The organism is Mycolicibacterium iranicum, from assembly GCF_002101705.1.
Classification (GTDB): Bacteria; Actinomycetota; Actinomycetes; order Mycobacteriales; family Mycobacteriaceae; genus Mycobacterium; species Mycobacterium iranicum.
In genome coordinates this window covers 34507-60759 of record NZ_LQPC01000022.1, presented here as the reverse complement: position 1 = coordinate 60759, position 26253 = coordinate 34507, and the positions used below count along the sequence as shown (strand labels likewise).

General features: G+C 64.1%; 29 protein-coding genes and 1 pseudogene. 12 read left to right on the top strand and 18 right to left on the bottom strand.

The annotated features are described in order from the left end of the window. Positions 1-162: 162 nt before the first annotated feature. The 8 genes and pseudogenes from AWC12_RS07430 to AWC12_RS07395 all read right to left on the bottom strand — a co-directional run bounded on the left by AWC12_RS07430 (position 163) and on the right by AWC12_RS07395 (position 7386). The gene (locus AWC12_RS07430; RefSeq protein ID WP_337360663.1) at positions 163-732 is read right to left on the bottom strand and encodes an HAD family hydrolase; all 570 of its coding nucleotides are present in this window, start codon (positions 730-732) and stop codon (positions 163-165) included. Positions 733-783: 51 nt separating this feature from the next. Further along, complete coding sequence (locus AWC12_RS07425; protein WP_234813870.1) at positions 784-1551, bottom strand: hypothetical protein; 768 nt, start codon at positions 1549-1551, stop codon at positions 784-786. A 74-nt stretch (positions 1552-1625) separates the two neighbouring features. After that, positions 1626-2639 (bottom strand): TniB family NTP-binding protein, encoded by a 1014-nt coding sequence (locus AWC12_RS07420; RefSeq protein WP_085173304.1) that lies wholly within the window; start codon positions 2637-2639, stop codon positions 1626-1628. Then, positions 2627-4714: a TnsB C-terminal domain-containing protein gene (locus AWC12_RS07415; RefSeq protein ID WP_234813873.1), complete on the bottom strand. Its 2088-nt coding sequence runs from the start codon at positions 4712-4714 to the stop codon at positions 2627-2629. Before AWC12_RS07415 ends, AWC12_RS07420 begins: the two co-directional genes overlap by 13 nt. 5 nt (positions 4715-4719) lie before the next feature. Then, entirely contained in the window at positions 4720-5457 is a 738-nt protein-coding gene (locus AWC12_RS07410; protein ID WP_234813869.1) for a TnsA-like heteromeric transposase endonuclease subunit, read from the bottom strand. 636 nt (positions 5458-6093) lie between these two features. Continuing rightward, positions 6094-6345, bottom strand: a complete 252-nt coding sequence (locus tag AWC12_RS31530) for a type II toxin-antitoxin system PemK/MazF family toxin (RefSeq protein ID WP_234813868.1) — start codon at positions 6343-6345, stop codon at positions 6094-6096. Next, positions 6293-6452, bottom strand: a pseudogene (locus tag AWC12_RS31525) (antitoxin MazE family protein); the annotation flags it as partial. The pseudogene AWC12_RS31525 and the gene AWC12_RS31530, both read right to left, overlap by 53 nt. Before the next feature lie 292 nt (positions 6453-6744). After that, the gene (locus AWC12_RS07395; protein WP_165762781.1) at positions 6745-7386 is read right to left on the bottom strand and encodes a TIGR03086 family metal-binding protein; all 642 of its coding nucleotides are present in this window, start codon (positions 7384-7386) and stop codon (positions 6745-6747) included. 63 nt (positions 7387-7449) lie between these two features. Here AWC12_RS07395 and AWC12_RS07390 point away from each other — a divergent pair, with 63 nt between their 5' ends. Next, on the top strand, positions 7450-8397 hold the full coding sequence (locus AWC12_RS07390) for a helix-turn-helix transcriptional regulator (protein WP_024444942.1): 948 nt from the start codon (positions 7450-7452) through the stop codon (positions 8395-8397). Between the two features lie 250 nt (positions 8398-8647). Continuing rightward, on the top strand, positions 8648-9790 hold the full coding sequence (locus AWC12_RS07385) for an amidohydrolase family protein (protein ID WP_085173300.1): 1143 nt from the start codon (positions 8648-8650) through the stop codon (positions 9788-9790). Positions 9791-9917: 127 nt separating this feature from the next. On the opposite strand, the gene AWC12_RS07380 is transcribed toward AWC12_RS07385, so the two are convergent. Both AWC12_RS07380 and AWC12_RS07375 read right to left on the bottom strand, forming a co-directional pair. Then, positions 9918-11135: a lycopene cyclase family protein gene (locus tag AWC12_RS07380; RefSeq protein ID WP_024444944.1), complete on the bottom strand. Its 1218-nt coding sequence runs from the start codon at positions 11133-11135 to the stop codon at positions 9918-9920. Between the two features lie 224 nt (positions 11136-11359). After that, a complete protein-coding gene (locus AWC12_RS07375; protein ID WP_085173298.1) occupies positions 11360-11956 on the bottom strand; it encodes a TetR/AcrR family transcriptional regulator in 597 nt (198 codons plus the stop codon). A 107-nt stretch (positions 11957-12063) separates the two neighbouring features. Here AWC12_RS07375 and AWC12_RS07370 point away from each other — a divergent pair, with 107 nt between their 5' ends. Next, positions 12064-12552: a nuclear transport factor 2 family protein gene (locus AWC12_RS07370; protein WP_024444946.1), complete on the top strand. Its 489-nt coding sequence runs from the start codon at positions 12064-12066 to the stop codon at positions 12550-12552. A gap of 35 nt (positions 12553-12587) precedes the next feature. On the opposite strand, the gene AWC12_RS07365 is transcribed toward AWC12_RS07370, so the two are convergent. Then, a complete protein-coding gene (locus AWC12_RS07365) occupies positions 12588-13886 on the bottom strand; it encodes a hypothetical protein (protein ID WP_133057316.1) in 1299 nt (432 codons plus the stop codon). Between the two features lie 132 nt (positions 13887-14018). Between AWC12_RS07365 and AWC12_RS31020 the strand changes: the two genes are divergently transcribed. After that, a complete protein-coding gene (locus tag AWC12_RS31020) occupies positions 14019-14177 on the top strand; it encodes a hypothetical protein (protein WP_162834973.1) in 159 nt (52 codons plus the stop codon). Between the two features lie 201 nt (positions 14178-14378). Next, positions 14379-16064: a GMC family oxidoreductase gene (locus AWC12_RS07360; protein WP_207576391.1), complete on the top strand. Its 1686-nt coding sequence runs from the start codon at positions 14379-14381 to the stop codon at positions 16062-16064. Between the two features lie 58 nt (positions 16065-16122). On the opposite strand, the gene AWC12_RS07355 is transcribed toward AWC12_RS07360, so the two are convergent. Continuing rightward, complete coding sequence (locus AWC12_RS07355) at positions 16123-16818, bottom strand: SDR family NAD(P)-dependent oxidoreductase (protein ID WP_085173294.1); 696 nt, start codon at positions 16816-16818, stop codon at positions 16123-16125. 46 nt (positions 16819-16864) lie between these two features. Further along, positions 16865-17014, bottom strand: coding sequence for a hypothetical protein (locus AWC12_RS31015; protein WP_165762780.1), 150 nt, complete (start codon positions 17012-17014; stop codon positions 16865-16867). Between the two features lie 156 nt (positions 17015-17170). Between AWC12_RS31015 and AWC12_RS07350 the strand changes: the two genes are divergently transcribed. Further along, on the top strand, positions 17171-17980 hold the full coding sequence (locus tag AWC12_RS07350) for an LLM class F420-dependent oxidoreductase (protein WP_085173292.1): 810 nt from the start codon (positions 17171-17173) through the stop codon (positions 17978-17980). An 18-nt stretch (positions 17981-17998) separates the two neighbouring features. Here AWC12_RS07350 and AWC12_RS07345 read toward each other — a convergent pair whose 3' ends face one another. Then, the gene (locus AWC12_RS07345; RefSeq protein WP_024444951.1) at positions 17999-18463 is read right to left on the bottom strand and encodes an SRPBCC family protein; all 465 of its coding nucleotides are present in this window, start codon (positions 18461-18463) and stop codon (positions 17999-18001) included. A gap of 83 nt (positions 18464-18546) precedes the next feature. Here AWC12_RS07345 and AWC12_RS07340 point away from each other — a divergent pair, with 83 nt between their 5' ends. Further along, complete coding sequence (locus AWC12_RS07340; protein WP_085173290.1) at positions 18547-19113, top strand: dihydrofolate reductase family protein; 567 nt, start codon at positions 18547-18549, stop codon at positions 19111-19113. Between the two features lie 54 nt (positions 19114-19167). Here the strand turns inward: AWC12_RS07340 and AWC12_RS07335 are convergent, their stop codons facing one another. Next, positions 19168-19560: a hypothetical protein gene (locus AWC12_RS07335; RefSeq protein WP_024444953.1), complete on the bottom strand. Its 393-nt coding sequence runs from the start codon at positions 19558-19560 to the stop codon at positions 19168-19170. 185 nt (positions 19561-19745) lie between these two features. Here AWC12_RS07335 and AWC12_RS07330 point away from each other — a divergent pair, with 185 nt between their 5' ends. Next, positions 19746-20321, top strand: coding sequence for an FKBP-type peptidyl-prolyl cis-trans isomerase (locus tag AWC12_RS07330; RefSeq protein ID WP_085173314.1), 576 nt, complete (start codon positions 19746-19748; stop codon positions 20319-20321). 391 nt (positions 20322-20712) lie between these two features. Next, positions 20713-21579 (top strand): EamA family transporter, encoded by an 867-nt coding sequence (locus AWC12_RS07325; protein WP_085173288.1) that lies wholly within the window; start codon positions 20713-20715, stop codon positions 21577-21579. Between the two features lie 2 nt (positions 21580-21581). Here the strand turns inward: AWC12_RS07325 and AWC12_RS07320 are convergent, their stop codons facing one another. After that, entirely contained in the window at positions 21582-22013 is a 432-nt protein-coding gene (locus AWC12_RS07320) for a hypothetical protein (protein ID WP_081659921.1), read from the bottom strand. Between the two features lie 115 nt (positions 22014-22128). Then, entirely contained in the window at positions 22129-22422 is a 294-nt protein-coding gene (locus AWC12_RS07315; RefSeq protein ID WP_024444957.1) for a hypothetical protein, read from the bottom strand. Positions 22423-22588: 166 nt separating this feature from the next. Here AWC12_RS07315 and AWC12_RS07310 point away from each other — a divergent pair, with 166 nt between their 5' ends. From AWC12_RS07310 to AWC12_RS07300, 3 genes are read left to right on the top strand one after another with little or no spacing between them, the layout of a single operon-like run. After that, entirely contained in the window at positions 22589-23689 is a 1101-nt protein-coding gene (locus tag AWC12_RS07310) for an alpha/beta hydrolase (protein WP_165762779.1), read from the top strand. An 11-nt stretch (positions 23690-23700) separates the two neighbouring features. After that, entirely contained in the window at positions 23701-24066 is a 366-nt protein-coding gene (locus AWC12_RS07305) for an Hsp15 family ribosome-associated heat shock protein (RefSeq protein ID WP_024444959.1), read from the top strand. A 10-nt stretch (positions 24067-24076) separates the two neighbouring features. Next, complete coding sequence (locus AWC12_RS07300) at positions 24077-24850, top strand: DUF6498-containing protein (protein WP_085173284.1); 774 nt, start codon at positions 24077-24079, stop codon at positions 24848-24850. Positions 24851-24855: 5 nt separating this feature from the next. Here the strand turns inward: AWC12_RS07300 and AWC12_RS07295 are convergent, their stop codons facing one another. Continuing rightward, positions 24856-26190: an NAD(P)/FAD-dependent oxidoreductase gene (locus AWC12_RS07295; protein WP_024444961.1), complete on the bottom strand. Its 1335-nt coding sequence runs from the start codon at positions 26188-26190 to the stop codon at positions 24856-24858. Positions 26191-26253 lie beyond the last annotated feature (63 nt).

Here is a 26253-nt window from a genome sequence, read left to right as displayed (position 1 = left end):
ACACGAAAACCACTACCCAACAACACAACTCGGCATCACACCGAACCCACACCAATTACCACGCAAAATCCGGGCTAACTGCCCATTCGTCGACGTCGCCCTGTCCGAAATGATCGTCTTGGCGGACTTCGGTTTTCGCTGTCAAAGTCGCTCCGCGCACGATCAGCTACAGTCCGAAGCGAAGAGTGTTGCCAGTTCGTGCAGCGAGTTCACCCGCAGATCAGCAAGCACCGCTTCTTCTTTGAGGGCGTGAATGTGGCCCCATGGTCCGCGGCGGATGAACGCCGTGTGCATCCCGATCGCGCGGGCGGGCAGTATGTCGTTGTCGAGGCGATCACCCACATACAAGATGCTCTCGGCGGGAGCCTGCGCTTCGGCGATCAGCCGGTCGAAGAACGCGGGGTCTGGCTTGGCTACACCCCATGCTGCGGATGATGCCACGAAGTCTGCTTCCAGCCCGGCTGTTGCGAGCATCTGCTCGACGGTTTCTGGTTGGTTTCCGGCAACGCCGACGATCAACCCTGCTCGACGCGCCGCGGCGACGCATTCCAGAGCATCGGGATACAAGTCTCCGAAGCCGGGGTCGACGCCCACTGTGGGTCGATCGACGCCAAGAACCTCCCACAGATCGTGGTGATGTCGTCCGGTGGCGATCAGGGCTCCCAGCACGCTGCTCAAGGTCAATGGCGTCACCGAGTCGTTGGGCGAGTTCGCTCCACATTCGAGTCTCATCAACCAGTGTCTCGCCGATGTCGAACGTCACGCATCGGATTTCCGGCGGGATCATCGGGACTCCCGGATAATCTGCTGGTTGTTCAGCCAGCCGTCGAGGGCTGCGTCGGTCGCTGTCTCGTGCTCGGCGCCGAACACTGCGTTCGCGGCTGCCAGGAGAGCCATGCGGGCGGGGCTGGGATCACCGGAGCGGTTCAACAATGCGGGCCGTCGATCGATGATGACCGCGGCCATCTTCACCGTTTCGACGTAGGTGGCGATGTGCAGGTTGACCGTTGAGATGCTGGCCCATCGCCCTCCCAGGGCGATGCCGGTAACCGCGCTCTCGCCGATATCATCACTGTGTCGGAATCGTCGCTGCCGCAGAACTATACGTGATGCGTCGTTGATCGCTAGCTCAACGATGTCGGGGTTGTTGCGCTTGGCCAGGGCATGATGCGCCCTGGCAGCTTGGGCAACGGCTGGATAGTTTTTGAGTGATATCTGATCGTCCCATCGCTGGGCGGAAGGGCCGATCCAGCGGTTGTGGCGATGGCAGACGGTGAGGTGGTCGGGCAGCCAGCAATGGACCGGCTGGGTCGCCCCTCGCCTGGCTGAGCAAAACCGGCAGAGTGGGCGGGCCCGTGCCCGCTGGCGGGTGAGGTCACGTTCATCAGCGGTCAGGCCCCGCAGTCGGGCGCCGAGGACATGTCGTGGGTAGCCGCTGAGCCGGGCGAGGCGGTCGGGGTCGACGTAGTGGCCTTCGCGTGCGGCGTAGTCGCGCAGGCTTTGGGGCGGGAGTCGGTTGGCGTGGGCGAGTCGGGTGGTGAAGGAGTGCACGGTTTCATCGCGAAATGCGGTGACTGACTGCGGAAGTGGTCGTGGTGGTAGTCGGGGCCAGTCGTTGATCACTGCTATCCGGCGCTGCGTTGGGCTGAGGCCTGAGCTGCGTAGTCGATGAGGACGCTGTCCAAGCCCTGACGGTCGATGTGTTCGGTGTGGTCCAGCATTGCCCGGATGGCTGCCGAGCGGATGAGGTGGGCAAGGCTTCCTATCATTCCGCCGGTGCGTTGGTGCAGGTATTTCGTCTGGCGCACGAGCGTGCCCGGCTCGTGTCGGTGCAGTCGCAGGGTTCCCTCCATCGCGGCGACCAGTGCTCGCCACTCTTGCCCATACGGGAAGGCCGCTGTGTTGATGACACCGCAGCGCCCGGCCAGTTGGCGGCCGCGGGTACCGGTAAAAACCCCGGAGCGTTCGACGTCGATGCCGGCGTAGACGAAGGTCGCAGGGAGGTGTTCGGTGAAGTACTTCAAGTGGTCGGAAAGCTCTTCTCCGGCGCGGGTATCGAGATTGAGGTTATGGATCTCGTCGACGACCACGATGTCGGTACGCGCGTCGATGAGCACTTGGCACACCGCGTCGGCGATATCGGTGACGTTCATCCGTCGTACCGGTGGAAGCCCCAGGAAGCGGGCGAATTCCATAGCGAGCTTGCGAGCTGAGCCCTTCGGCGGAGCGGTCACGTAGACGACGGGGATACGGGTTTTGTCCGAGTAGCGGGTGCGGATCCGAAGTTCGTGGAACCGACCGAGTTGTTTGATCGCCGTGGTCTTTCCGGTGGCCGCGCCACCAGAGACGATCAGCCCCCGCCGGGCGCCGATCTCGCGTTGATTCAGCAAAGTGAGCAGCTGGCCCTCGTTGGTGATCTTCTGGATCGCCGAGGTGGTTACCACGACGAGCTCGGAATGATGGGCCACCCTGGCCTCGTTGTAGGCGATCCGATCAGCGTCGTCGAGATCAGACCAGCCTTGTTCGGGCAGCAAGGTGAATTCAGGCCGGTCCGCGTCGATGAACCGTCGCCACCCTTCCAGGGTTGTCGTCGGTTGCCGGCGCTCCTCGAGTTGACTGATCGGGCTCACCAATGCCACTGCTCGGCCTCCTTACGTGCGTCGAACACCGGCAACGGGATGACATCAGCGAGATCGTCATCATCGGAACCTTGGGGCCCGTCGCTGCTCATCTCCGGCGGTTCCTGGTTCTGGTTGGTGTCCTCCGGCCTGGCGGGGTGTGGCCAGGACGGCTCGGGGATGGATCGGGCCCTGGCTGCTGCGCGTCGAGCTGCTGGCGGGTTCTGCTGGGTGTCGGGGCCGCGTTCGGCACGGTCCAGTAGGGCGTCGGCCGCCGCCGCGATCTCGGCTTCGGTCACCGGATCTGCGCCCCTTTCGGAGACGATCGCTTGGGCTTGCTTCCACACGGTGTTCCCGAATGGCACTGCAGCGGTGCGCATGTGGGTCCAGGTCGCGGTGATCCAGCCGTCGTCGTGGTGGTTGCGGACCCAGATCTGAGAGACGTCGTAGGGGTCGTAGTGAACCTCCCACCGTCCGTTGCGGGACCGAACCCCAGAGTCGGCCCGGCGGTACGGGTTCAGTGCCCGGGCATCGTAGGTCCGGTGATTGACCCGGATACCCGCTGAGCCGATGGTGCGCCACGTCGCGGGTAATAACTCGATGTAGTCGTCGGCGCTCAGCGGTACTGGGACGTAACCCGCGACTTCGACCAGGGCCGCGTACTTCTCGTTGGGCGTCAGTGCTTTGCCTGGGGTCACCGGGTCACGTAGTCCGTCGTGGGGGCGGTTCTGCCACACCGCGACGAGCCACTCATCGAGCAACGCCTGCAGTTCCAGCAATGACCACACGGCGTCCTGGTCGGCGTTCTTGCCGCGACGTTCGACGCTGGAGCCGACATAGCCGGCGACGTATTGGGCGAACAATGTGCCCACTGACTGCAGGGTGCGTTCCACTTTCGGTTTGTCAGTGGGTTGATCCGGATGAGCGGGTTGCAGGTTGATGCCCAGTGAGCAGCACGCCTGCTCAAAGGTCTTGGAGAGAAATGCCTTCCCGTGATCACAGACGATGGTCTCGGGAGCGATTACCGGGCGGGCCGCGGCGTCGGCGAGGCGTTGATCGATATCGGTCAAACGCCGGTGCGGCAACACCGAGCGTGACAACCGCAACGCATCAGACCAACCCGGGCGCATCGGCTCTGGGGTCAACGCCTTGGCCAACAACAACGCGGCATCGACGGCCTTGGTGGTGGGCCGCAGAACTGCCGCCGGGATCGAGCGGGTGACGTTGTCGACCATGGCGGTCAGCTCCACCCGATCGACCACACCGTCATCAAGGACCACCCTCACGTCCAGCGGGGTGGAGTCGATTTCCACCATTTCACCGGGACGGGCTGCGGTGACCGTCCCGAAGGGGCCGTCGGGTTGTTTGGCTAATGACCTGCGGGTACGCGCGGAACCGAAGGTGTGTTTGCCTTCCTCCAGGCGTTTGACGAGCCGGTAGAACGTGGCCTGTGACGGGACTTTCGGGGCGTCGTCGGCACCGTATTCGGCCAGCAGCGCCTTCTCCAACTTGCGCTGGAGCCTGCTCACCGTGCCGGTCGATACGTCAGTCTCGTTGTCGATGAGACGCCGGACCACGGCAACGACACGCTCATCAACACGACCCAACACCGGACGTCTGGCGAGATAGCGGCCGTCCACCAATCCCAGAAGACCTTTGGCCTCGTACCGGGATCGCTGACGTTGCAGGGTGATCAACGCCAGATCGTGACCGGCGGCACGCAGCTCCTCAAGCTTGGTCAGCTCCCTTTGGCGAAGGGACCGGACCGCCGGATCGAACTCTGGACGGATCGGCTGCCCAGCAGGACTCTCAGGTCGGCGCCCGGTCAACACCTCGACGATGTGGTGTTCCCACCACCGTGCCCGATCAGCGACCTCCTCGGGCACACCTTCGAGCGCCTCAACAGACCACAGCACCGGCCGTGACCCCGCCAGCACCTCCAGAGTCGAATCGGCCAGCACCGCCGCCAGGGGAACAGTTGTGCGTTCACCAACAGCGTCGATGAGCCGTACCGATCCTGCGGCCAGACTCGAGACCGTGAAAACCCGTGAACCTAGGCGGATTTCGTCACCTTCACGGATCACACCACCTCGCAGCGAACTCACGACACTGCCGCGCTCACCGGTGTCCGATCGTCGAGGACCGTGCGAGAAAGATCGGCCACCAATCGTCGGTGCCAGAGCAAGTGGAACAGCACAGGCAGCACCACCAGCGGATCGCCCAGGGCCTTCGCGCCCTCCAGAAGCGGCCGCTCGTGGGCGAAACAGCTCAACAGTTCGGCCGCCACGCCCGGTCGGAACACGCGCGGATGCCGGGACCCCGACAACCACCGCAGGTTCGCTGCCAACACAGGGTCCAAAACGCCGACGCGCTTGTACTGCCAGCCGGCCGCAGTGCACACGGCCTCCGAGCGGGCGAACAACTCCGCATCAGACTCCGGAATCCGGTCATCGGGACGGACGTCGACGATCACGACCGTGCCGTCGGATCTGCGAGCGTAGTAGTCGGGAACATGATGACGGCCATCAGACCATCGCAGCCGAAAAGGTTGGGAGGCAACGCCAACGGTGTCAGGATCAGCATCCAATGCCATCAGCTGATCCCGCTCAACCCACGATTCATAACCGATGTGCCTGCGCATCGTCGCGAACCACCACAATCCAGGAAAATTCCGTTGCCCACGAAACGACGGAAACGACCGCACCGGCTCGCAATCGACATCGAACCGGATCCCATGAGCCAACTCCAGCGGAAGACGTGAAGTCCCGTCGGCATCGGCTACCTCAAACACCGCATCGCACCGGCCCGCGGCAACAGCACCAGTGGCCAGCATCGACATGCCCAGAACGGTACCGGCTGTATCAGATCAAATGAGAAAGGCGCGCCGATGTGTCACATCAAATGAGAATGCTTCTGATCGGATGAGAACTGACATCAAGCCGACCCATGAACGGTGGAGCTAGTGCCAAAAGTCCCCCTGCACCCGAAGGTGATTTGTCACAGTGACGTATTGCTGCAGTGTGGCCGATGGTGGGGAGGGATGATGGATCGCCGGCTACGTGGGCGTGCCATGGGAGTTCGCACGCGGTTTCACCTGACGCGCGAATCGGCCATGAAGTGACTGAGCCAAGCGACAACTTCGGTCGACGTACAACGGATTCGGGGCGAACGGAATGGCGTCGAGTCGGCGGGTCTCAGCGGCGCAGAATCACTGAGGGGGTCAAGGGTGTCAGCTGCGCCGATGTTGTCATCACGCACAGGTGCGAGTCCTTGCACCTAATGCACCACGTATTTGGCTTTGTACCGATAAGCCACATTATGTCAACTTGCGGGTGCGTCGTATTGCCCTGCTTCTCAACGGTTCTCGCCTGACATGCGAGGCCGAGGAACGCCATCATCGCTCCTTCGACTTCGATGACTTGCTTTGCATTCAGTCGACCGATCTCCTGACAGTTGTGAGCTATCCGTCATCACGTCACTGTGGTGATCGAGTCCAGATAGCCCGACCGTCTCTACCGGGTATTCGAATGCGCATCTGCGGAGCGTCCAGTAATGCGCTGGTGATCGGCGCAACCGTGACCGACATGGTGGCACCGAACAGATCGTCCTGGACAATCACGACGGGACGCGGTTTTGCGGCGTAGAAGCCCCCGGTACGGTCCAGATCTTTGCTTGTCCCATGGCGTCGAGACAGCTGCGATGAAGTCCTGCTCGTCGGTGCTTTCATCCGCCCGCCGCGACCAGCGAGGATTGGCGATGAGCCTCGGCGCCAAAGCTCTCGGTGCGCATGTCAGGCACCCAGACCTGCAGCGGCTGCAGGCCCCGCTCCCGCATCCGCCGTCGATACTCGCCGACCCTTTCCCTCACGGCAATGGCTTCAAGTTACATAACGAGCAAACCGGACAGTTAGGTAGTCAGACTGGCCGAGACCACAAGCAGAACATCCAGCTACGGCCGATCTCGACGGTTCGCCTGAACTGCTTGAAGGTGATCCTCAGGCGGGACCAGTGAACCACCTCATTTTCATCTGTAGCCCAGGGGTTTTGAAGCCCGCTCGCCTGTCTGTCGCCGGTCGAGAATGAGGCGCAGCTCTCGGTCAATGGTCTGCATCGCGTCTGGCCATGCGTCAGTATCGTTTCATCGGATCCCGGCCATTCCAGGCGACGAGGCGGTCGATGGCGGGCGCGTCGTCAGAGATCGGCACCGCCTCGGCGAACCGGACGGCGACCTCGTCGAAGCCCCTCGCGGCCGAGATCTGCTCGTAAAGAGCTCTGCGATTGTCGGCCGGGAGGATTCGTCGTGCCCCGTCGAATGCTGCGGCGACGACGGCGTCGTCCCAGTCGGGTCGTTGACCCGTCGCCGTCGCAAGGTCCCATGTGTGGACGGTCAACTCGGAGAAGTAGGACGTGAGCACCACGGCGCCGCTTCCCTGGATCCACGGCAGTGCCATTGGTCGTTTCAGCACGGCGTCGCTGCTCCAGGCTTCAGCGGCTCGTCTCCCCGACTCCTGCCATGCTTGGAGCCAGCAATCCTCGGCAACACCAGTCTCGATGACGGCTAAGGGATCTCCCCCGTTGCCGTGCGCGGCGACTCGTTCAAGCACAGCGATGAGATGGGCAAGCAGGGCTCGCACGTCCATGTCTGCGCACGGCGTAGGGGCGGCGAGTTGCTCGGGCCGGACGCCCTTAATGACGGACCCTCCGGTGGCGATGGCACCGTCGAGAATCAGTCGAGGATCCCCGAGGTGGTCGGTGGTCGATGCGATCATGGCGCCATTGTGCCGATGTAAACCGGTCACCTAGTGGCCGCTTTGAGGTGGAAGTGGGTTCCCATGCGAGCCGACCGGCTGGTGGCCATCCTGCTCTTACTGCAACAGCGCAAGCAGGTCACCGCATCGGAGGTCGCGCTGGAGTTGGAGGTGTCCGAGCGCACCGCCCGCCGCGACCTCGACGCATTGAGTGGCGCCGGAGTGCCGGTGTACGCCGTACCGGGTAGAGGCGGCGGGTGGCGTCTCGTGGGCGGCGCTCGCACAGACCTCTCCGGGCTGACCGCGAGCGAGGCTCGTGCACTGTTCCTTGTCGCCGGACCCGCCTCGGCGGCAACCCCGAGCGTGAAGGCCGCTCTGCGTAAACTCGTTCGCGCGCTACCCGAACCTTTCCGGGAGCAGGCCCAGACAGCCGCGACGTCAGTCGTCGTCGACCCCCGGCACTGGGGATCTAGCCATGACGAGCCCCGTACGCCGCGGTTCCTTGACGAGCTTCAGGAGGCGGTGATCCGCGGTGTCCAGATACGGATCGGCTACGTCGACCGCGACGGCTCGGAGACCAAGCGAGCCGTGCACCCGTTGGGCATCGTCGCCAAAAGGCCGACGTGGTATCTGATCTCCGATACGACGGCCGGCCGACGGACATTCCGGGTTGACCGGGTCACCGCGGTTGAGTTGACCAACGATCCTGTTCAACGGCCCGAGGGATTCGACCTGGCCGAGAGTTGGCGCGAGATCGCCGACGAGGTCGATCGAAAACGCACTCCTATTGAAGCCCAGGGCTTCTGCGCTGCCGACGGGCTCGGCCTGCTCCGGAGGGCGTTCGGGGGTCGCGTCGAAGTCGGCGCTTCCGCGCCCGACGGGCGAATCGAGATCGTGATTCGCGGCCGCGACGAGTGCACCCTCGCAGGCGAACTTGCCTGGCTCACCAATTGTCTCGAAGTCACCGGCCCGCAGGGTGTGCGCGACCACCTCGCTTCGATCGGCACCGCGCTTGTAGCGCGATACAGCTGAGTTCACGGATATGCAGCAACCAAATATGCAAGATACTTAGCAGCAATCGGTCAATCGGACGGCGCGGGTTCGCGAGCTAGCGGAGGTTATCCAGACTGAGTCGGGAGGTTATCCCCCGTGACACTCGGATTTTCGCGCAGCATGCTGGTCACGAACTCGTTCACCGGACACTTCAAGGTCTCACCAAAGTTGTTCGCGAGCGAGAAGGCTGCACCAAAAGCCGGCCGACGCGAAATCGGAGCAGATCGATATGAAGAAGAGCGCAATACCCCTTGAGACACTGAGGATGGGACGCCGCAGCTTTCTCAGCGGCGCCACTGCTCTAGGTGTCGGTGCCGGATTATCCGCGTGTGGGAGTAATTCCGATGAGCCAGGGGCAGAAATTTCGGACATCTCGGTGCGAGATCAAGACCTCCGGTTTATCGCGACGGAAGAGACGTACAGCACCGATGAGCTTATTGCGCTCAACGCGATCAACGATGATCACGCGGACTACCTCAAGGAGACCGGACTCGCCGACCTCGGGCCCGGCCGCATCGCCGCAATGGATAAGGCGGGCATCAACGTTCAAATCCTCTCCGCACATACGCCGGGCGTGCAGGATCTCCTCGGTCAAGAGGGCAACGATTTTGCGTATCGTCTCAACAAGATGATCGCCGAGGGCCCGATGGCCACCTATCCGGGGCGTTACCGGGCCTACGCGACCCTGCCCCTGCGCGACCCCGTGGCATCTGCGGACGAACTGGAACGCGCTGTCCGCGAGGATGGTTTCGTCGGTGCCATGACCAATGGTTTCGTTGGCAGCAAGTTCCTCGACCATCCGGATTTCGAGCCCGTGCTGGCGCGTGCCGACGCGCTTGGCGTTCCGATATATCTACACCCGGGCTTCCCACCCAAGGAAGTCTTCAACACTTACTACAGCATTCAGCGTCCAGGCTATAACGATGATTATCAGGATTACATCCTCAGTGGTTCGGGATATGGCTGGCACCAGGAGGTCCTTACCCAATGCCTTCGACTGATCATGACAGGGGCGTTCGATAGATTTCCAAGGCTGCAAATGATCGTCGGACACATGGGAGAGGGCCTTCCGTTCTATTACGAGCGCATCGTGAACGACTTACAGGATCCGACGGAACGGTCGTTGACCAAGCCTATTGGTCAATACTTCAAGGACAACTTCTGGTTCACAACTAGCGCATTCTTCCAAGATGAGCTGCTCGAACTTCTACTGAGGCACATCAGCGTCGATCGAGTGATGTTTGCAATCGACTACCCATTTGCAGACATGAACGAGGGAACCGATTGGTTCCGGGCGATAGACCTGCCGCGCGAGACCAAGGAAAAGGTTGCCTTCCGAAATGCAGAGAAGTTACTCGGCATAAGCGTTTAACGCATCCGTCGGCGCGACGGGCACTCGAACGGCCGCTGTCCTACCGAATGTAATTGCGGTGCAGCCGTTCCGCGGCCCCCGCGTCGAACCTCCCCGGGAGGGTTCTACCGGCCGACCGAAAAGGATGCTACCCGCCCGTCAGCGAAGCGTCTGCTTGACCTAACGCGTCGTTGCTCGGTAGCCGGCGACGAAACGCCGAAGTGACGAGGTGTCGCCGCAATGGACCACTGGATTGCCGAAAGAGGCAGTTCATCGCGCTCATGATGCCGCGGATGTCGTCGCGAGCGGTCAGGTAGGTCCACCGGTGGGCGTCGGGTAAGGCAAAGAACTCTTCGAAAAATCCTGGTACGTCGTCCGGCGACATCCTCAGCAAGGCTTCCAGACCGATGCGCCGGAAGCGGTGCACCACCTGTGCCGACCGTGGCCAGACGACCTTCCTCGCTGCGGCCAGCGCCGCGTCGGGTCCGCTGGGCAGGTGGGCGGCGAGCGTCGCGGCGACTACCGGCGCGAGATGCAGCGACGCGGCCAGGCTGTACCCCGTCGCCGGATGGATCAGTGGGGCGGCCGCCCCGAAGCCGACCGTGCCGTCATCGAGGTGCCGAGCCTGATCGACCGGGAACCAAACCCTCTCGGTCGCAGCACTTTCCGGCGGTCGAATGCCGTGGTGGGCGAGCCGGGCGTAAAGCCGTCGACGCAACACCGACATCGGCAACCCCGGCCGGCGGGCCAGCGACGTTTCTTCCAACAGCACCTGCCCGCCGCCCAGCGGAATCGCATAGAGAAAGGTCGGCCAGCCAGCCTCGCCGTGATCGGCGCGCCAGTCCATGAACAACGCATCGCCGGTCGTCAACAGCGGTGCTGCGGCATCGGCATCGAGAATCAATCCGTATGCCGTCTGCTCGGCGGGTGTCTGCGGCGATGGGCGCGAATCGAGGGGACGCCAGCGCCCGCCGGCGTCAACGACGATCGCGGACCGCAGCTGGGTTCCGTCGGTCAACTCGACCACGCCGCGCGCCGGCGACCCGACCGCGCGTCCCGTCAAGACGCGCACACCGGTGAGCCTGTCGGCGAGGTGCGACTGTAGAGCAGGCACATCGAGGACGGCATAGTCCCAGCCCAGGTGGCGTTCGGTCAGCGCGATGACCCGGCCCGCGGCGCGGGCTGCGATCACGGACGGCGGCAGGTCGGCGGGAAGCTCGCGGCTCCACATCCCGTAGGTCGCTTTCCACGGCCGGTCCGGCGCAGGGTCCAACAGCGCGGTGTCTAGGCCGCGCCGACTACACGCTGCTGCAAGAGCCGACCCTGCGGGCCCGCCTCCGACGACGAGAACGTCCACATCTCTCATCGTGCCTTGTCCCCCATCAGCGCTTCACCGCACGGCTCCCGACGCGATCGTGGTCCGGGTCTGAACTGCCCGGTTCGTCACTGGGCCTGGCGACCCTGACCTGGGCAGCCGTGCCGCCGCCTCGGTACCGGCGTACTGGCCGGGTCCGCCGTTCAAGAGTTTAGGCAGGGCTAGCGGTTCAGGGCCGGCAGGGCGAACACATCTTGTCCGTCCCACAGCGATGCCTACTCTCTCTCGGCCACGAGCGTGGTCGCGATCGTCGCCAAGGCCTTCACGGCGGCCGCGGCGCCCTGGCTGTACTGAGCGTGCACCACAGCGCCATCGACGGCGATGCCGAGAGCCTGCGCGGTACGGGCACGACGAGGGCCCGGTGGCAGTGAGTCCTTGATGGCGGCGACCATGTCGGCTTTGTGCCGCGCCGCAATGTCGTGAACCTGAGGCAGCTCAGGCCCAAGTTCGTTGATGCTGTTGATAAATGCGCATCCACGGAACGAGGGCGCCGACACCCACTCTTCGACTGCGGAAACGACCGCCGGTCGGGCGCGCCTACCCGATGCCGCGTGCCGGCGGAGAGCATCGCGGAACCACTGCATCCAGCGGTCATGGCGCAGTTCCAGAAAGGCGACAACAAGCGCATCCTTGCTCGAGAAATGACGATAGAACGTCACCTTGGTGACACGTGCCTCGGCGATGACCTTGTCGATCCCGGTCGCGCGAATCCCGTCCCGATAGAAAAGCCGGTAGGCGGTGCCCAGAATCCGCTCGCGGGCAGCCAGGGTGTCCAGCTCGACCCGCGGGTCGAGGATGTCGGAAACGCTCACGGCCCCAATTGTAGACAAGTCTGTCTACATCGGCTAGATTTCTCCTTGTGTAGACAGACCTGTCTACACAAGCACACACGGCGGCTTTTCCATGAAATGAGATGAGAATGACGACCTCTACGCCCGCCGAAACAAGACCGCCCGTTCCGCCTTTCACCGATGAGTCCGCTGCCCTCAAGGCGCGGCGCGCAGAAGATGCGTGGAACACCTGCGATCCCCTCGTTGTGTCCCTGGGCTACTCCGTTGACAGCCAGTGGCGTAACCGCTCGGAGTTCGTCTCCGGCCGCGAAGGCATCGTGGAATTCCTTTCCGAGAAGTGGAACCGCGAGCACGAGTACAGGCTGATCAAAGAGCTGTGGGCGCACAGCGAAAACCGCATCGCGGTGCGCTTCGCCTACGAGTTCCACACCGCATCCGGCGAATGGTTCCGGGCGTACGGAAACGAGAACTGGTTGTTCGACAGTTCCGGATTGATGACCCACCGCCACGCCAGCATCAACGACGTGCCGATTCGAGAAAGCGACCGCAAGTTCTTCTGGGACCGCGGTGGTCCACGCCCAGGCGATCACCCCGGACTGTCAGACCTCGGCTTGTAAGAGCTGCCGCGAACCGCCCTCGCGGCTGGGCTGGCCTACGAATCCTGAAGGAATGCAACGGGATTACCACGTAGTCCACCTTCGCCGCAGGGCCAGACGCCCTCATTCAACGATCCCAGCCCAGGTTCGCGATGGACGACCAACTGGCTGTTCAACGTGAACGCCACGTGGCCGTCGCCGAGTAGCAGCACCCTGCCCGGGATCGCATTCGCGCCACGCCCCCACACCGAGAGCTCACGCATCTGCATGTCCGCGTCGACGGCACACAGAGCACCATCCCGCCAGAACACCGCCGTCCCGTTGTCGTCCAAGGCCGGATACGCGGTGTGGTAGCCGCTCAGCGCCGGGCCGCGCCGTAGAGCGCTGTCGGAACCGAATCGAACGAAATGCGATCGCGACGGCGATATGTTCTCCGATTCCGGACCCGATATCGTGCCGTGCGCATCGATGAGCATCTGAGCGTGAGTGGGCCATTCGCGCGTCACCGCACCGGTCGCATCGTGGTGCGCAGTACGGAAGTCCCCGTAGCCCTGGTAGCCGAGTAGAAACTCGCCGGGCCGGGCGATCGCCTTCAGGTATGACGGCCCCGGCGCAGTAGTGCCAAGTAATCGACCGGTCGCGAGCGCGACGAAGAACGTGACCGCCAGGCCGCTGTCGGAGCACGCGACCGTGGCAGCGACTCGCGAAGCGGATATCAGAAGCGGATCTCTGCCGCTCTCCACCTTCGTAGGGGTCAACGGCCTGGGTTCGACATGCCCTTTGTTCTTGCCGACGAGCGTCTCGGATTTGAAGAATGTCAGGTCGGTCAGCGGCAGCGATGTCGACCAACGGGTTGCTCCGTCCTTGTCGTGGCGGGCAAGACGAGCATGACGACCTCGCCGATCGGTACGCCCTCGTTCAGTCGATAACCACCGCGCCAGACGATCCCGCCGATTCGGCGAGGGGACACGACCAGGTGCAGCGGGCAGCCACAGGGCCACGATGCCATCGGGGAGTACTACGTAGGCCCCCAACGCCTCTATCGGATCGCTCTCGAGTCTGATCGAATCGACTTTGTCACCTGCGGAGTTCAGCTCCATCATCACCACGCCCCTGGGGCTGCAGTTCGCGATCCACAGCGTCCCCGCGGCAGTGAGTCGTGGCGGATACGGGCGCCCGAGCACCCGTCGCTGCCACACGACGTCCCTGCGCCTCCAGTCGACGGCGTGAACGAGCGTCACACCGGCTTCGCGGTTGTCGAATGAGGTCATCACGATCGGGCTGTCGGCGTCCCATGCCGCCAGACCGCAGTTGGGCGTAGGAACGCATATGAAGGCAACCTGACCCATTGTCACGTGCCTAGTCTCAGGGGCGCTGCGCCCCGGCGAGGGGGCAATTCGTGCAAGACGACCGCCGACCAGGACTGCCGTCGCCGTCGTGTCGTTGGGTACCGGCGCGGATGCCGCGCCAAGGAGGACAATTGTCGTATGTCGACAGCGCTCTGGATTCTGATCGTGATCGTTGCCGTTGGTATCACCGCCGGCGGCTTGTTGCGGATACGGGCCTGGCTACAAAGGCCCGCCCCGCCCGAGATCGTCGAGGCCGCGCGACGTCGAAACGAGGAGGATGAGCGCTCGCCGGATTGACAGATCCGGGCCGAGGCGGCGAGTTGCGCGCAGGTGGGCGCCAATATGACAGGCCCTCAACCCATTTCGCGTTTGCGCAGTGTCGGCTCGGGTGCGCCGAAGTTTAAAGGAGTTCTTGCTCGCACGGTGGCGCGACCTCGAGCATGGGAATTCGGAGCGGTCAGGCACACTGGGAAATTCCACCCACGTCATGGAGGAAGATTGACCCCTGCGGCCGAATTCGATTTCATCATCGTGGGGGCAGGTAGTGCGGGCTGCCTGCTCGCCAATCGCCTCAGCGCCAATCCTGATCACCGTGTGCTGTTGATCGAGGCAGGCGGTAACGACAACTGGTTCTGGATCAAGGTGCCAGTGGGCTACCTCTACACGATTGCCAACCCCCGCACCGACTGGTGCTTCACGACCGAACCGGACCCCGGTCTGGCCGGGCGCAGCATTCACTACGCGCGGGGGCGTGTGATCGGTGGCTGTTCATCGATCAACGCCATGATCCACATGCGCGGACAAGCCTCCGATTACGAGCTCTGGGCGCAGGCCACCGGCGACCAGCGATGGCTCTGGGGTGGTTCGGATGGTCCCGGCGAGACGTTGTCGATCTACAGGCAGCTCGAGGATTACTTCGGCGGAGCCGACGAATGGCACGGCGCCGGGGGCGAGATCCCGGTCCAGCGGCCGCGGGTGCGCTGGAAAATTCTGGATGCCTGGCAGGCCGCCGCGGCCGAGTTGGGCATCTCCCCTATTGACGAATTCAACCGAGGAGACAACGCCGGCAGCGCATACTTCCACGTCAATCAGCGGCGCGGCCGGCGCTGGTCGATGGCCGACGCCTTCCTGCACCCCGTCGCCCATCGGCCCAATCTCACCGTCTGGACCCACACGCATGCGGTGAAGCTGCTGATGGATGACCAGGTACACGATGTTCACCGTCGTGGCGCCTGGACGTCGGCGCAGCACCGCGCGACCGGTGTGCGACTGCTCAAGGACGGCCAGATGATCGACGTCCGGGCTCACCGGGAGGTGATCCTCAGCGCCGGGGCGATCGGGTCACCGCATCTCATGCAGGCCTCGGGTCTCGGCCCGGCAGCGCTACTGACCCAGCATCAGGTGCCGGTGGCCGTGGATCTGCCGGGCGTGGGCGAGAATCTCCAGGATCATCTGCAGCTGCGGACGGTCTATCGGATTCAGGGCGCCCGGACCGTCAACACGCTGTACCGCAACTGGATAACGCGCGCCGGCATGGGAATTCAGTATCTGTTGATGAGGTCGGGCCCGATGACCATGCCGCCCTCCACCCTGGGTGCTTTCGCCAAGAGCGACCCCGCGTCGGCCAGCGCCGATCTGGAGTGGCACGTGCAGCCGTTGTCTCTGAAGAAGTTCGGCGAGCCTCTGCACCGGTTCGGGGCGATCACACCCTCGGTGTGCAATCTGCGACCCACCTCGCGCGGGCATGTGCGCTTGGCCAGCGCAGACCCGTTTACCCATCCGAAAATCGACTGCAACTACCTGTCGACCGACAGCGATCGCGAGATCGCGGTCCGCGGCTTGCGGATGACACGGCAGATCATGGCAGCGTCCGCTCTGGCGCGCTACCACCCCGAGGAGGTGCTCCCCGGCCCGGCGGTGGTGAGCGACGACGACCTGCAAGCGGCAGCGAGTGAGCTCGGTACCACCATCTTCCATCCGGTCGGCACCTGCGCGATGGGAGCTTTCGACACACACGGTCTGCCGCGTTCGCGTGCGACGGTTCTCGACACGGACTGTCGTGTGTACCAGGTCGCCGGCCTCCGAGTGGTGGACGCGTCAGCGATGCCGACCATCACCTCCGGCAACACCAACGCCCCGGTGATGCTCATCGCCGAGCGCGCGGCGCGGGCAATCCTGAGCTGACTTCAGCAGCGCTACATAGGGTTTCGCGTCAGCTCGACGGGGGCAGAGTACCGCTGCGTCACCACGGAAGCGGACCGTGTCGATCGGAGAGGGTTCCGGTGGGCCCGTCCGGGCCGATCGTCGCGAGTCGGACAATCGCATCGGTGCCCTCGGTGACGGTCTGGTGGCCGCTGTTGCCGTTGATATCGGTCGCGGTGTAACCGGGATCGACCACGTTGATGCGAAAATCAGGCAGCGCCTTGGCGTACTGCACCGTGAGCATGCCGACCGCTGCCTTGGACGAGCCGTAAACCACGGTAGCGAAACCGGATTCGAAGCGGTCGGGGTTTGTCACCACGCCGAAGGAACCCAACCCGCTACTGACGTTCACAATGACGGGAGACGGTGCGGCGCGCAGCATCGGCAGGAAGGCGTGCGTCACGCGGACGATGCCGAAGACGTTGACATCGTAGACAGCGTGCATGGCGGACGCGGTGACGTCCTCCGGAGGCAGCATCGGATCCGTGATGCCGGCATTGTTGATCAAAACGTCGACGTGGCCTTCACGGCTTCCGACCTCGGCCGCCGCGGCCGCCACCGACGCGTCGTCGGTGACGTCCAGTTGCACGAACTGCGCGCCCAGCGCGTGCGCGGCGTTCCTCCCGCGCTGTTCATCCCGTGCCCCGAAATAGACGGTGTGGCCCAGCTCGATGAGGCGGCGCCCCGCTTCGTAGCCGAGGCCCTTGTTGCCGCCCGTGATAACCGTGATGGTCATCCGACCACCGTAGCCGGGCTTGTCGCACCAAGGACGCCCGCGCGCGTCAGCGTTGCTCGTTGGCGTCTCCGGGGTGGGGAACATTTTCCTCGTCGACGTAGGCGGAATGCTCTGTGTCGACACCCTGGTGGTCGCGGGGCCCTTCGTTGGATCCTTCTGATTCGATTGCGTCCGCAGCGTCACTGGGCATCGTCATAACAAGGTCCTCCGATTTGATGAGTAAGTCCGATCCGGTGCAGGGTGCCCGGTCTGCGGGTCGCTGAATCGGCGCGGAGGGGGCCCTATCCGGAATAAAGCGGGCGCCAAACGAACTTGGCTCAAACGTCGCCTCTTCGCAGACTCGGGAGCATCCATGACTCGTCCCCTTCGCGTCGCCGTTCAGATCCAGCCCGGCGGCGCGCCGGATTACGCCACGTGGCGCGATGCCGTCCTCGCCGCCGACGACCTCGGCGTCGACGTCATCTTCGGTTATGACCACTTCCATCGGCCCGCGATGGAGGCCATTGTCGACGGCAAGCCCATCCTGACCGCGGAGCAACCCGACGTCACAAATTTCGAAGGCTGGACCGCCCTCGCGTCGTGGGGTGAGATCACCTCGCACGCCGAGATCGGACTTCTGGTCACCGGCGTCGGCTACCGCAACCCCGACCTCCTCGCCGATATGGCGCGCACTGTGGACCACATCAGCGGCGGCCGCCTCATCCTTGGCCTCGGCGCTGGATGGTACGAAAAGGACTACACCACCTACGGATACGAGTTCGGAACCTTCAAGTCCCGCTTTGATCTCTTCGACCAGAGGCTGGTTCGGATCGAGAGTCGACTCGCTGCCCTGAACCCGCCGCCCATGCGGAAACTACCAATCCTCATCGGCGGCACGGGGCCCAAACGATCGTTGCCCGCCATCGCCCGGCATGCCGACATCTGGCATGCGTTCCAAGGGCTCGACGCTTTCCGCAAGTCCAGCGACCTTGTCGATGAATTGGCATCGACCTTTGGCCGCAAAGGCACCGACATCGAGCGTTCGACGCTGTGGGAGAACGCCGACAGCGCAGATGCTTTCCGTGAGGTGGGTGTGACTCTCTTCCAGACGGAGCTGACCGCCGACAACGGTTACGACCTGACGTCGCTCAAGGAGATACTGGCCTGGCGCGACAACGGGTGACCTAAGGATTTCGGAAACTCAGGTCGACGCTTCCTCGGCGAGCCTCGCCAGCGTGTCGGCGAGCTGGTCCTCGGTCACCAGCGGGAACTTCACCTTTTCGAGCAACTTTTTGTCGGTCACCTTCGACCAGTCGTAAGTGTGACGAACGAGGGTGCTGTCAGGACCCTGAGCCTCTAACTCCCACAACCATTCCCACCCGGGCGGCTCCGTGCCCGCGGGTGCCGTTTTCCAGGCGAGCAGCTTGTCCTTCGCATAGCCGGACACCTGGTTGTCAGTCTTATATTCGCCGCCCATGTGGTCGCCCTGCATGTTCATCGTGAAAACTTGGCCGACCTCGGTGATCCGATCGGCATGATCGACGCTGCGGATGAACCCTGACCCGTCGAGGGCTTGGTGGCGGTGCGGATTCGACAGCACATCGAATACCGCATCGACAGGTGCTGCGATGGTTCGTTCGACTGTGACCTTCTCGTCTTCGCTCATGTGTGCCCTGTACCCAGCCGAGGCCGATTTGGCACCTCACCCGCTGCGCGATGACTTTGGGCCACCGGTGCAGTCTGATGTGCATGGGCACACTCATCTATGGCTTCAACGTGTCGGTGGACGGATACATCGCCGATGCTCAGGGCGACATCGACTGGAGCGACCCGAGTGAGGAACTGCACCAGTACTGGAACGACTTCGAGCGCAATACCGCCTTGTCGTTCTACGGGCGGCGACTCTACGAGCTGATGGCGGCGTTCTGGCCGACTGCCGACCAGCAACCGGAGACCAACCCCATGATCGCCGACTATGCCCGTGTCTGGCGCGCCATGCCCAAGGTCGTCTTCTCACACACACTGGAGTCCGTCGACTGGAACGCCCGACTCGAACGCGGCGACCCCGTCGACGTGGTCACGAAGCTCAAGGCCGAGACCGAGGGACAGCTGGAAATCGCAGGCGCGACTCTTGCCGCGCCGGTCGTGCGGGCGGGTCTGGTGGACGAGTACCGAATCGTGCTGGTGCCCACCGCCGTGGGTGGAGGCATACCGTACTTCCCTCCCCTGCCGTCGCGGATCCCCCTACGGCTCGTGGAGAACCGCACGTTCCCGTGCGGGACGATCCTGCTGCGCTATGAAGTCAAACGCGACTGACAGGTCCGGGATGGGCCTTGTTGCGATGTTTCTTCGGCGAGACCCCCGACGGATTTAGAAGGCGTGGACGTCGTCGATGCTGACGAACATCCCGTGTCCGGTGCGGTCGTTGGTGAACGTGGTCCCTGTGATGTCCGGATAGATGGTCCAGTTCCCCCGGTGGTAGGTGGTGCCGTACACCATCGTGGTGGTGGGGTTGTCGACGGCGAGGTTCGCATCCTGCCATGCGATGTTTCCGTCGCCGGTGGTCACGGCCTGAAATTTTGCACCCGGTTGGGTGAATGCACCCTGGCAGACGACCACATCCTCCCCCAGCTCGGCGATCGTGGAATCCGGCGTCACCGCACACAGCACCCGACCGGACTGCGTCACATAGTTGTCGGCCGCCGCGACCGGAGCGCCGACCAGCGCGACTGCAGCAAGGGCGGGTACCAGCAAGTACTTCACGGTGTCTCCTCAATTCGGCTACGGGCTGTGATGTAGCGACTCTCCAGGTCGGGTCTTGTCGATTTCTTGCCGGATTGTTGATGAACGTCAGAACGCACTCGTTGCTCGGACCCACGCGCAGGCGTTGACCGGACCGTGCGACCCCTTTCCTGAAGCGCCGGCGGGCGGCCGGTAGCGTGGCGGCGGTGAAAACATCCCGCCCGCATCCCGTCGTTGCGCTCGCCGCGTTCGCGTGGGCGTTGACCGCCTGCGGTTCCGGGGTTGTTCCCTCTTCGGGCGCACAAGCGCCGGTCCCCGCCGCGGGGTGCCCGACCGCAGCGCCGGCAAGCGATACCGCTGCGGAGTGGACGCTACCGGGAGCCACCGGCAGCGTTGCGGTGACCGGCTCCTCGGACACCACGGCGCCGCTCGTGACCGTGACCCCGCCGTTCAGCGTCGCCGAGACTCAGGTACGCACGCTGCAGGCGGGAAGCGGTCCGATCGTCTCCCCCACGGCGACCGTCTCGGTCTGCTACCTGGGAGTCAACGGACGCGATGGATCTGTGTTCGACAGCAGCTACCAGCGCGACGCGCCCGTGGACTTCCCGCTCGATGGCGTCGTGCCGGGGTTCCAGAAGGCCATCGCCGGACAGACCGTCGGATCGACCGTCGCAGTCGCCATGACGTCTGCCGACGGTTACCCCCAGGGCCAGCCTGGCGCCGGGATCCTGCCTGGCGACTCATTGATCTTCGCGATAAAGATCCTCGGCGCGTCGGACTAAGTTCCCACGCGCAGCCGGGACATCGGCAGCGCTTCGAATGTCGGATTCGTGCAACAAGTTTCAGCATCTTCGGGTATCGCACCGCGCTGGGCGTGTCCGCTTTCGTGCCCAGCTCTGGGGATCGAGACTGACGACTGCCGACATCGACGTGGTCGACATCAGCAACAGCTGCCACGCCCGTGTCTCAAGCCCTCCATGGTTCTTCGCAGCTGGAACCATCGCTATAAGTGCCTCATTCGGAGCTAGCAACAGCTAGTGTTCGGCGCATACTCCTGCCAGGAGCAAACGAGGGGAATCGCATGCAGTTGTCGGGGACAGGTCCAATTCGCCGCACCTGGGACGTCGAATACCAATACTGCTGACCAACTCTTCAGCCCTACCGAGAACACGAATGAATCCGGCGGAGACCCGCTCCGGGGTCTTGATGGCCATTGCCGCCCAGATCTGCATCCAGCTGGGTTTGGTGGTTGCCGTCGGGCTGATCGACGTCATCGGCTCGGACGGGACCGCTTGGCTGCGACTGTCGTTGGCAGGAATCCTGCTCCTGGTGGCGGTACGACCGCGGCCATCGGCGTTCACCTGGCGCACGTTCGGCATGTGCGTGATCCTCGGCGCCGTTTCCGCGGCCATCTCGTTGTTCTTCATGGCCTCACTGGACCGGCTTGCCCTGGGCACAGCGACCGCACTTGAATTTCTAGGGCCGCTTGCGATCGCCGTGATCCACGGGAAAGGTCGACATCGACTGCTGTGGCCCGGCCTGGCCGCGATCGGCGTCGTGCTGCTGAGCCAACCCTTCAGTGGTGGCATCGATCCCAAGGGGACGATTCTCGCCGTGTCGGCCGGCGTGTGCTGGGCGATCTACATCCTTCTCACCCAACGCGTCGGAGACCAGGTTGCGGGGGTCAATGGGCTCGCTGTGTCGATGCCCATCGCCGGCGTGGTGGCCACGTTCTTCGTTGACAGCAAAGCCTTCTCGCTGCTCACGCCTCAGATCATCCTTATCGGCCTAGCCATGGCCATGCTGCTGCCCGTGATTCCCTACGTTCTCGAGCTGCTTGCGCTGCGCCGTCTGACGACCGCGACCTTCGGCATCTTGATGAGCTTGGAACCCGCGTTCGCGGTGATCGTCGGCTTTCTCCTTCTCGACCAGAACCCTGGGTGGCCGGGCCTTTTCGGCATCGCCGCGGTCGTGGCCGCCGGCATCGGGGTATCGCGTGCCGGCGGCCGGGAGATGGCCGTGCCTCTGGAAGTCGGCTGACGTCAGCGCAGCGAACCTGGGGGCCAATCGATACCGATTTCATCGCAGATCGGCGGAATGATGATCAGCGACCCGCGCGGACTGCAGAACGGCATCGGCGGCGGTGGAGTCGCCGGCGGGGCGGGAGCCAACGGCGGCGGTGGAGTCGCCGGCCTGGGCGCACCCGACCACGGATACATGGTGTTGGTGGTGACGTCGGTGATGCCGAACGAGTCCCAATACCAGTCGTGGCAGACGTTCCAGTCCCACGAAAGCACCTGTCCGCCAGGAGGGGCCGGGTCGCCGGGGCACCAGTGGGTACACGTCATGCCCGCAGGGCAGTTGCCGCCCTGGTAGCTCGGTCCTTGCGCCGAGGCCGTCGGGAGCGCCGCGCCTGTGAGCGCGACACCGCCGGCGAAGGCCACCGACGCGGCGAACCGCAAAGTCCGGTTCATGATGGATCCTCTCCGAAAGTCGATGTTCGAACATTCATCACATCTGCTGACACCGCTTACCGATCCCAACAACGCGGTCCGTGATCTCAAGGCCGCCATCTGAGGGGTGAAGCGATTACGACGTCGCGCGGTCGCGCGCCTTCTCAAGTTCGGCGATGAGGGCGTCGACTTCGGCTCGGCGTTCCGCTGGCACCTTCAGTGAGTAGAAAGTTCCGACGCTGACGATGACCTGGAGCAAATGCTCCTTCTCGCCCCCGAAGATCTTCTTGCGCCGGGTGAACTCCTCGACCTTCGTGCCGGAATACTGGTCGGCCGGATTGCGCCCGCGCGACGACCCGGCCCGGAGCTTCTCCACCCAGTTGCCGTCGACCACAATGCTCTCACCGTCGATGCCATCGATCCGGAACACGCGGCGATCGTAACGGGCGGGGACCGGTTGTACCGGGTCATCGGTGAATTGGCGGCCGGGGTAGGCCCCCCCACGGATCGCGGCGGCGATAGGACTGCACCTCAGAAGTGGGCCCGCATCCACGGGTCGAGCAGCCTAGGATCCGGTCGGTGTGGAGAAGTGGACGATGACGGCTGCGCCGCCCCGGCGGGCGTTTCTCAAAACAGGCCTCGGTGTCCTCGCCGGGCTGGCGGGCGGCGCAGCGTGCTCGACGCCCGACCTCACGGCGCGTCCGTCTGAGCGCGAGCCACACCTCACCGAGAATTATCTTGTCCACACCAACCTCGGCTACGCGGCCCCTGCCGAGCGCAGTCACCTCCTCGATCTGTATCTCCCGCTGGCCGCCGATGATCCGGTGCCCGTGGTCATCTTCCAGATGGGTTCCGCGTTCAGAGGGGGCGACACCAAAGGCAAGGCGCTCGCCGAAGGCGACGATGCAAAGGTCGGCGCTCTGCCGGCCCCGGGCAGCATGCTGTCCGCACCTGAGTTGGCGGCGCTCTGGGTGCCGCACGGGTACGCGGTCGTCGGGCTGAACGTGCGGAGCAGCAGCCAAGCCAAGTTTCCTGCTCAGATTCACGACGTCAAGGCAGCCATCCGCTTTTTGCGGGCGCACGCGCCGACCTATGGTCTCGATCCCGACCGTTTCGCCACCATGGGCAACAGCAGCGGTGGCTGGATCGCCACGATGGCGGCCCTGACCTCCGGAAGAGCCGACCTGGAGGGAGATCTCGGGAATCCGGCGCATTCCAGCTCGGTCCGCGCCGCGATCGACCTCTTCGGCCCGACCGATTTTCTCGCGATGGATGCCCACCGGCTGCCCGACGGTCAGGTGCACGATGCACCCGACTCCCCGGAATCCGAGCTCATGGGATTCCCTATCCAGGCCGACCCGTCTACCGTCAAAAAGGCCAGTCCGGCAACATATGTGACAGCAGACAGTCCACCTGTGTTCATCGCTCACGGAACCGCGGATCCGCTGGTGCCGGCCAACCAGTCGGAGATCCTGTTCGACGCCTATGTCGACGCAGGCGCTACGGCGACACTCGCCCTGCTGCCTGATGTCGGCCACACCGACGCCTACCTGTATGCGCCGAACTATTCACCGGGGCGGGTCGTGAAGCACACCGAAGGCGGCACCACAACCACGGGTTCGGACCCTGCGCCCACATTCGATGCGCTGTTGGCCTTTCTCGACGCCCACCTCAATGGTGAGGGCGCGGGCAGGTGATGATGGGACGCATGGAGTCCACCCGCGTCGATCGATGGCTCTGGGCGGTCCGCCTGACGAAAACCCGTCCCGACGCCGCCTCGGCATGTCGTGGCGGACAGGTAAAGGTCAACGGGCGCCAAGCCAAGCCGTCGACCATGGTGTCCCCCGGCGACGAGGTGCGGGCCCGCGTCGGTGATACCACCAGGATCGTCCAGGTGTCGCGGATCATCCAAAAGAGGGTCGGCGCAGCCGATGCCGTCACCTGCTATCTCGACCGGACACCGCCGCCACCGCCCACCGTGTCGATGCCCGTCGCGATCCGTGACCGCGGCGCAGGGCGCCCGACCAAACGAGACCGGCGGATGCTCGACAAGTGGCGCGCACGCCAGAACTGACCGCGACACCGTGATTCGCACCGCCCATGTGCTGGCCGTGCTGGCCATCACCGCCATTCCGTTGCTCGGCTGGTTCGTCGAAGGCTGGTCGGGCGCGACGACGCTGGTGGTGTACTGGTTCGAGACGCTGGCGGGATCGCTGATCACCGCGGCCCGGATCATGGTCCACCGTCGATGGTCGCCCAGACGCGGGCATTATCGGTACGAGGCCGCGACGACGAATCGCCACAGCCCGTCGAGTTCATCCTTCGTTGCGGGCTTTCTCATGACAAGTCTGATCTTCACCGCTGCGCACGGACTGTTTCTCGCCGTCATGATCTTTCTAATCGGCCGCAACGCCGATCCCGAACTAGCCGAAATCAATTGGCGCAGAGTGGGATATGCATGCCTCGCCGTGCTCATCTTTCTGTGCGCCGATTTCGCCGTCGACCTGGTGACACTGCGTCGGTGGTCCTTCTGGCAGATCGAGCAGACGGCGCAGCGCGGACTCAGTCGCATCGTGGTCGTCCACCTGACGTTGATCTTCGGACTGCTCGGCGTCGCGATCACGGGCGCGTCGGATGCGCTGTTCGGGATCTTCGTCGTGTTGAAAAGCATGGCGTCACTGAGTTTTGTTCTGCCGCAATGGGAACCGTCGCAACCTCCGCCGTGGCTCAGTCGTGTCATGAATCGCGTGCCGAACGTGCATGCGGGTGAACGGTTCGAGGATTTCTGGACCAAAGACCGCGCCGACGAGCGCGCGCGGCGCGAACGCAACGAGCAGCCCTGGGTGCCGCGGCGCTGACGGTTTCAGCCCGGCGGCGGCTCGTCACAGTCGGCCCACGTGTAGCGCTGCTCGGCCGGAGTCGAACCACCCAGCATGAAGGCCCGGTGGTAACGGCTCGCGCGGGCGATGGTCACCAGCCACGTGGTCACCGTGCTGATCCGATTGCTCACTCCGGTCAGGAACGCGATGTGCAGCAGCCCCCACGCGACCCAGCCGAACAATCCCGACAGCTTCACCGGCCCAACCTGGAGCAGCGCGTGACCGCGGCTGATGTAGGCCGCCGAGCCCAGGTCACGGTAGCGGTAATTGCGACGCCCCTTGCCGCCGAGCTCGCGCCGGATGCACGACGCGACGTGAAGACCGCCCTGCATGGCATTCTCGGCAACGCCTGGCAGCTTGTCGCGGCCGACCAGATCTCCGATGACGAACACCTCCGGATGGCCCGGAACGGACAGGTCGGGTGCCACGGCGATGCGTCCCGCCCGATCGGTCTGGGCGCCCAGCACCTCCGCGAGATGCCGCGCGAACGGCACCGCCTCGACCCCGGCAGTCCACATCACGGTGCGCGCGGCATAGTGCTGCTGCGGTCCGCCGGACTTCGGCGTCACCGTGACGCCCTCGCGGCCGACATCGGTGACGTGCACCCCGAGCTGGATGTCGACACCGAGCTTCTCCAGCGTCCTGGTCGCCCTGGTGGTCAGAGCGGGGGCAAAGCTCTTCAACAGGCGATCGCCACCGTCGAACAGCAACACACGAGCCTCCTCCGGCTCGATGCTGTGGAATTCGTTGGCCAGTGTCCGCGTTGCCACCTCACGGATCTGGCCTGCGAGCTCGACGCCCGTCGGACCGCCACCTGCGACGGCAAAGGTGAGCCAGGAGTCGCGCTCGGGCCCCGGCGGCAGGGTCTCGGCGATCTCGAAGGCGGTGAACAGCCGCTGCCGGATGCACAGCGCGTCGTCGAGGGTCTTCATGCCGGGCGCCCACTCCGCGAAATGCGAGTTGCCGAAGTAGGACTGCTGCATCCCCGCCGCGACGACCAGTACGTCGTAATCGACCGTGAAGTGGGTGTCGTCGGGGCGTAGCGCGGTGACTGTGCGAGCTTCGGGATTCAGTGCCACCGCCTCCCCCAGGAGCGTCGTCACATTGCGGTGTCGGGCGAACTCCTCGCGCAACGACCGGCTGATGTGCGCCATGCTCAGTGTCCCGGTCGCGCACTGATACAACAGCGGCTGGAACAGGTGGCCGGCCGCACGATCCATCAGCGTCACATCGACATCGGCACCGGCCAGCCTGCGTGCGCAGAACAGCCCCCCGAACCCACCACCGATGATCAGGACCCTGAGTCGACCTTGGCTCATCACGCCGAGGCTAGTCCCCGGAAGAAGTGCGACGAAGCCCTGTGGACGTAACGGCGAATCGTC

Coding starts and splice junctions, on each gene's coding strand:
- AWC12_RS07430 (WP_337360663.1), bottom strand. CDS start 732: ATGAGACTCGAATGTGGAGCGAACTCGCCCAACGACTCGGTGACGCCA.
- AWC12_RS07310 (WP_165762779.1), top strand. CDS start 22,589: ATGACGGCTGCGCCGCCCCGGCGGGCGTTTCTCAAAACAGGCCTCGGT.
- AWC12_RS07345 (WP_024444951.1), bottom strand. CDS start 18,463: ATGAGCGAAGACGAGAAGGTCACAGTCGAACGAACCATCGCAGCACCT.
- AWC12_RS07395 (WP_165762781.1), bottom strand. CDS start 7,386: ATGATCGCATCGACCACCGACCACCTCGGGGATCCTCGACTGATTCTC.
- AWC12_RS07320 (WP_081659921.1), bottom strand. CDS start 22,013: ATGAACCGGACTTTGCGGTTCGCCGCGTCGGTGGCCTTCGCCGGCGGT.
- AWC12_RS07390 (WP_024444942.1), top strand. CDS start 7,450: ATGCGAGCCGACCGGCTGGTGGCCATCCTGCTCTTACTGCAACAGCGC.
- AWC12_RS07325 (WP_085173288.1), top strand. CDS start 20,713: ATGAATCCGGCGGAGACCCGCTCCGGGGTCTTGATGGCCATTGCCGCC.
- AWC12_RS07410 (WP_234813869.1), bottom strand. CDS start 5,457: ATGTCGATGCTGGCCACTGGTGCTGTTGCCGCGGGCCGGTGCGATGCG.
- AWC12_RS07385 (WP_085173300.1), top strand. CDS start 8,648: ATGAAGAAGAGCGCAATACCCCTTGAGACACTGAGGATGGGACGCCGC.
- AWC12_RS07355 (WP_085173294.1), bottom strand. CDS start 16,818: ATGACCATCACGGTTATCACGGGCGGCAACAAGGGCCTCGGCTACGAA.
- AWC12_RS07295 (WP_024444961.1), bottom strand. CDS start 26,190: ATGAGCCAAGGTCGACTCAGGGTCCTGATCATCGGTGGTGGGTTCGGG.
- AWC12_RS31015 (WP_165762780.1), bottom strand. CDS start 17,014: ATGACGATGCCCAGTGACGCTGCGGACGCAATCGAATCAGAAGGATCC.
- AWC12_RS31530 (WP_234813868.1), bottom strand. CDS start 6,345: ATGAAAGCACCGACGAGCAGGACTTCATCGCAGCTGTCTCGACGCCAT.
- AWC12_RS07380 (WP_024444944.1), bottom strand. CDS start 11,135: ATGAGAGATGTGGACGTTCTCGTCGTCGGAGGCGGGCCCGCAGGGTCG.
- AWC12_RS07305 (WP_024444959.1), top strand. CDS start 23,701: ATGGAGTCCACCCGCGTCGATCGATGGCTCTGGGCGGTCCGCCTGACG.
- AWC12_RS07370 (WP_024444946.1), top strand. CDS start 12,064: ATGACGACCTCTACGCCCGCCGAAACAAGACCGCCCGTTCCGCCTTTC.
- AWC12_RS31020 (WP_162834973.1), top strand. CDS start 14,019: ATGTCGACAGCGCTCTGGATTCTGATCGTGATCGTTGCCGTTGGTATC.
- AWC12_RS07350 (WP_085173292.1), top strand. CDS start 17,171: ATGACTCGTCCCCTTCGCGTCGCCGTTCAGATCCAGCCCGGCGGCGCG.
- AWC12_RS07340 (WP_085173290.1), top strand. CDS start 18,547: ATGGGCACACTCATCTATGGCTTCAACGTGTCGGTGGACGGATACATC.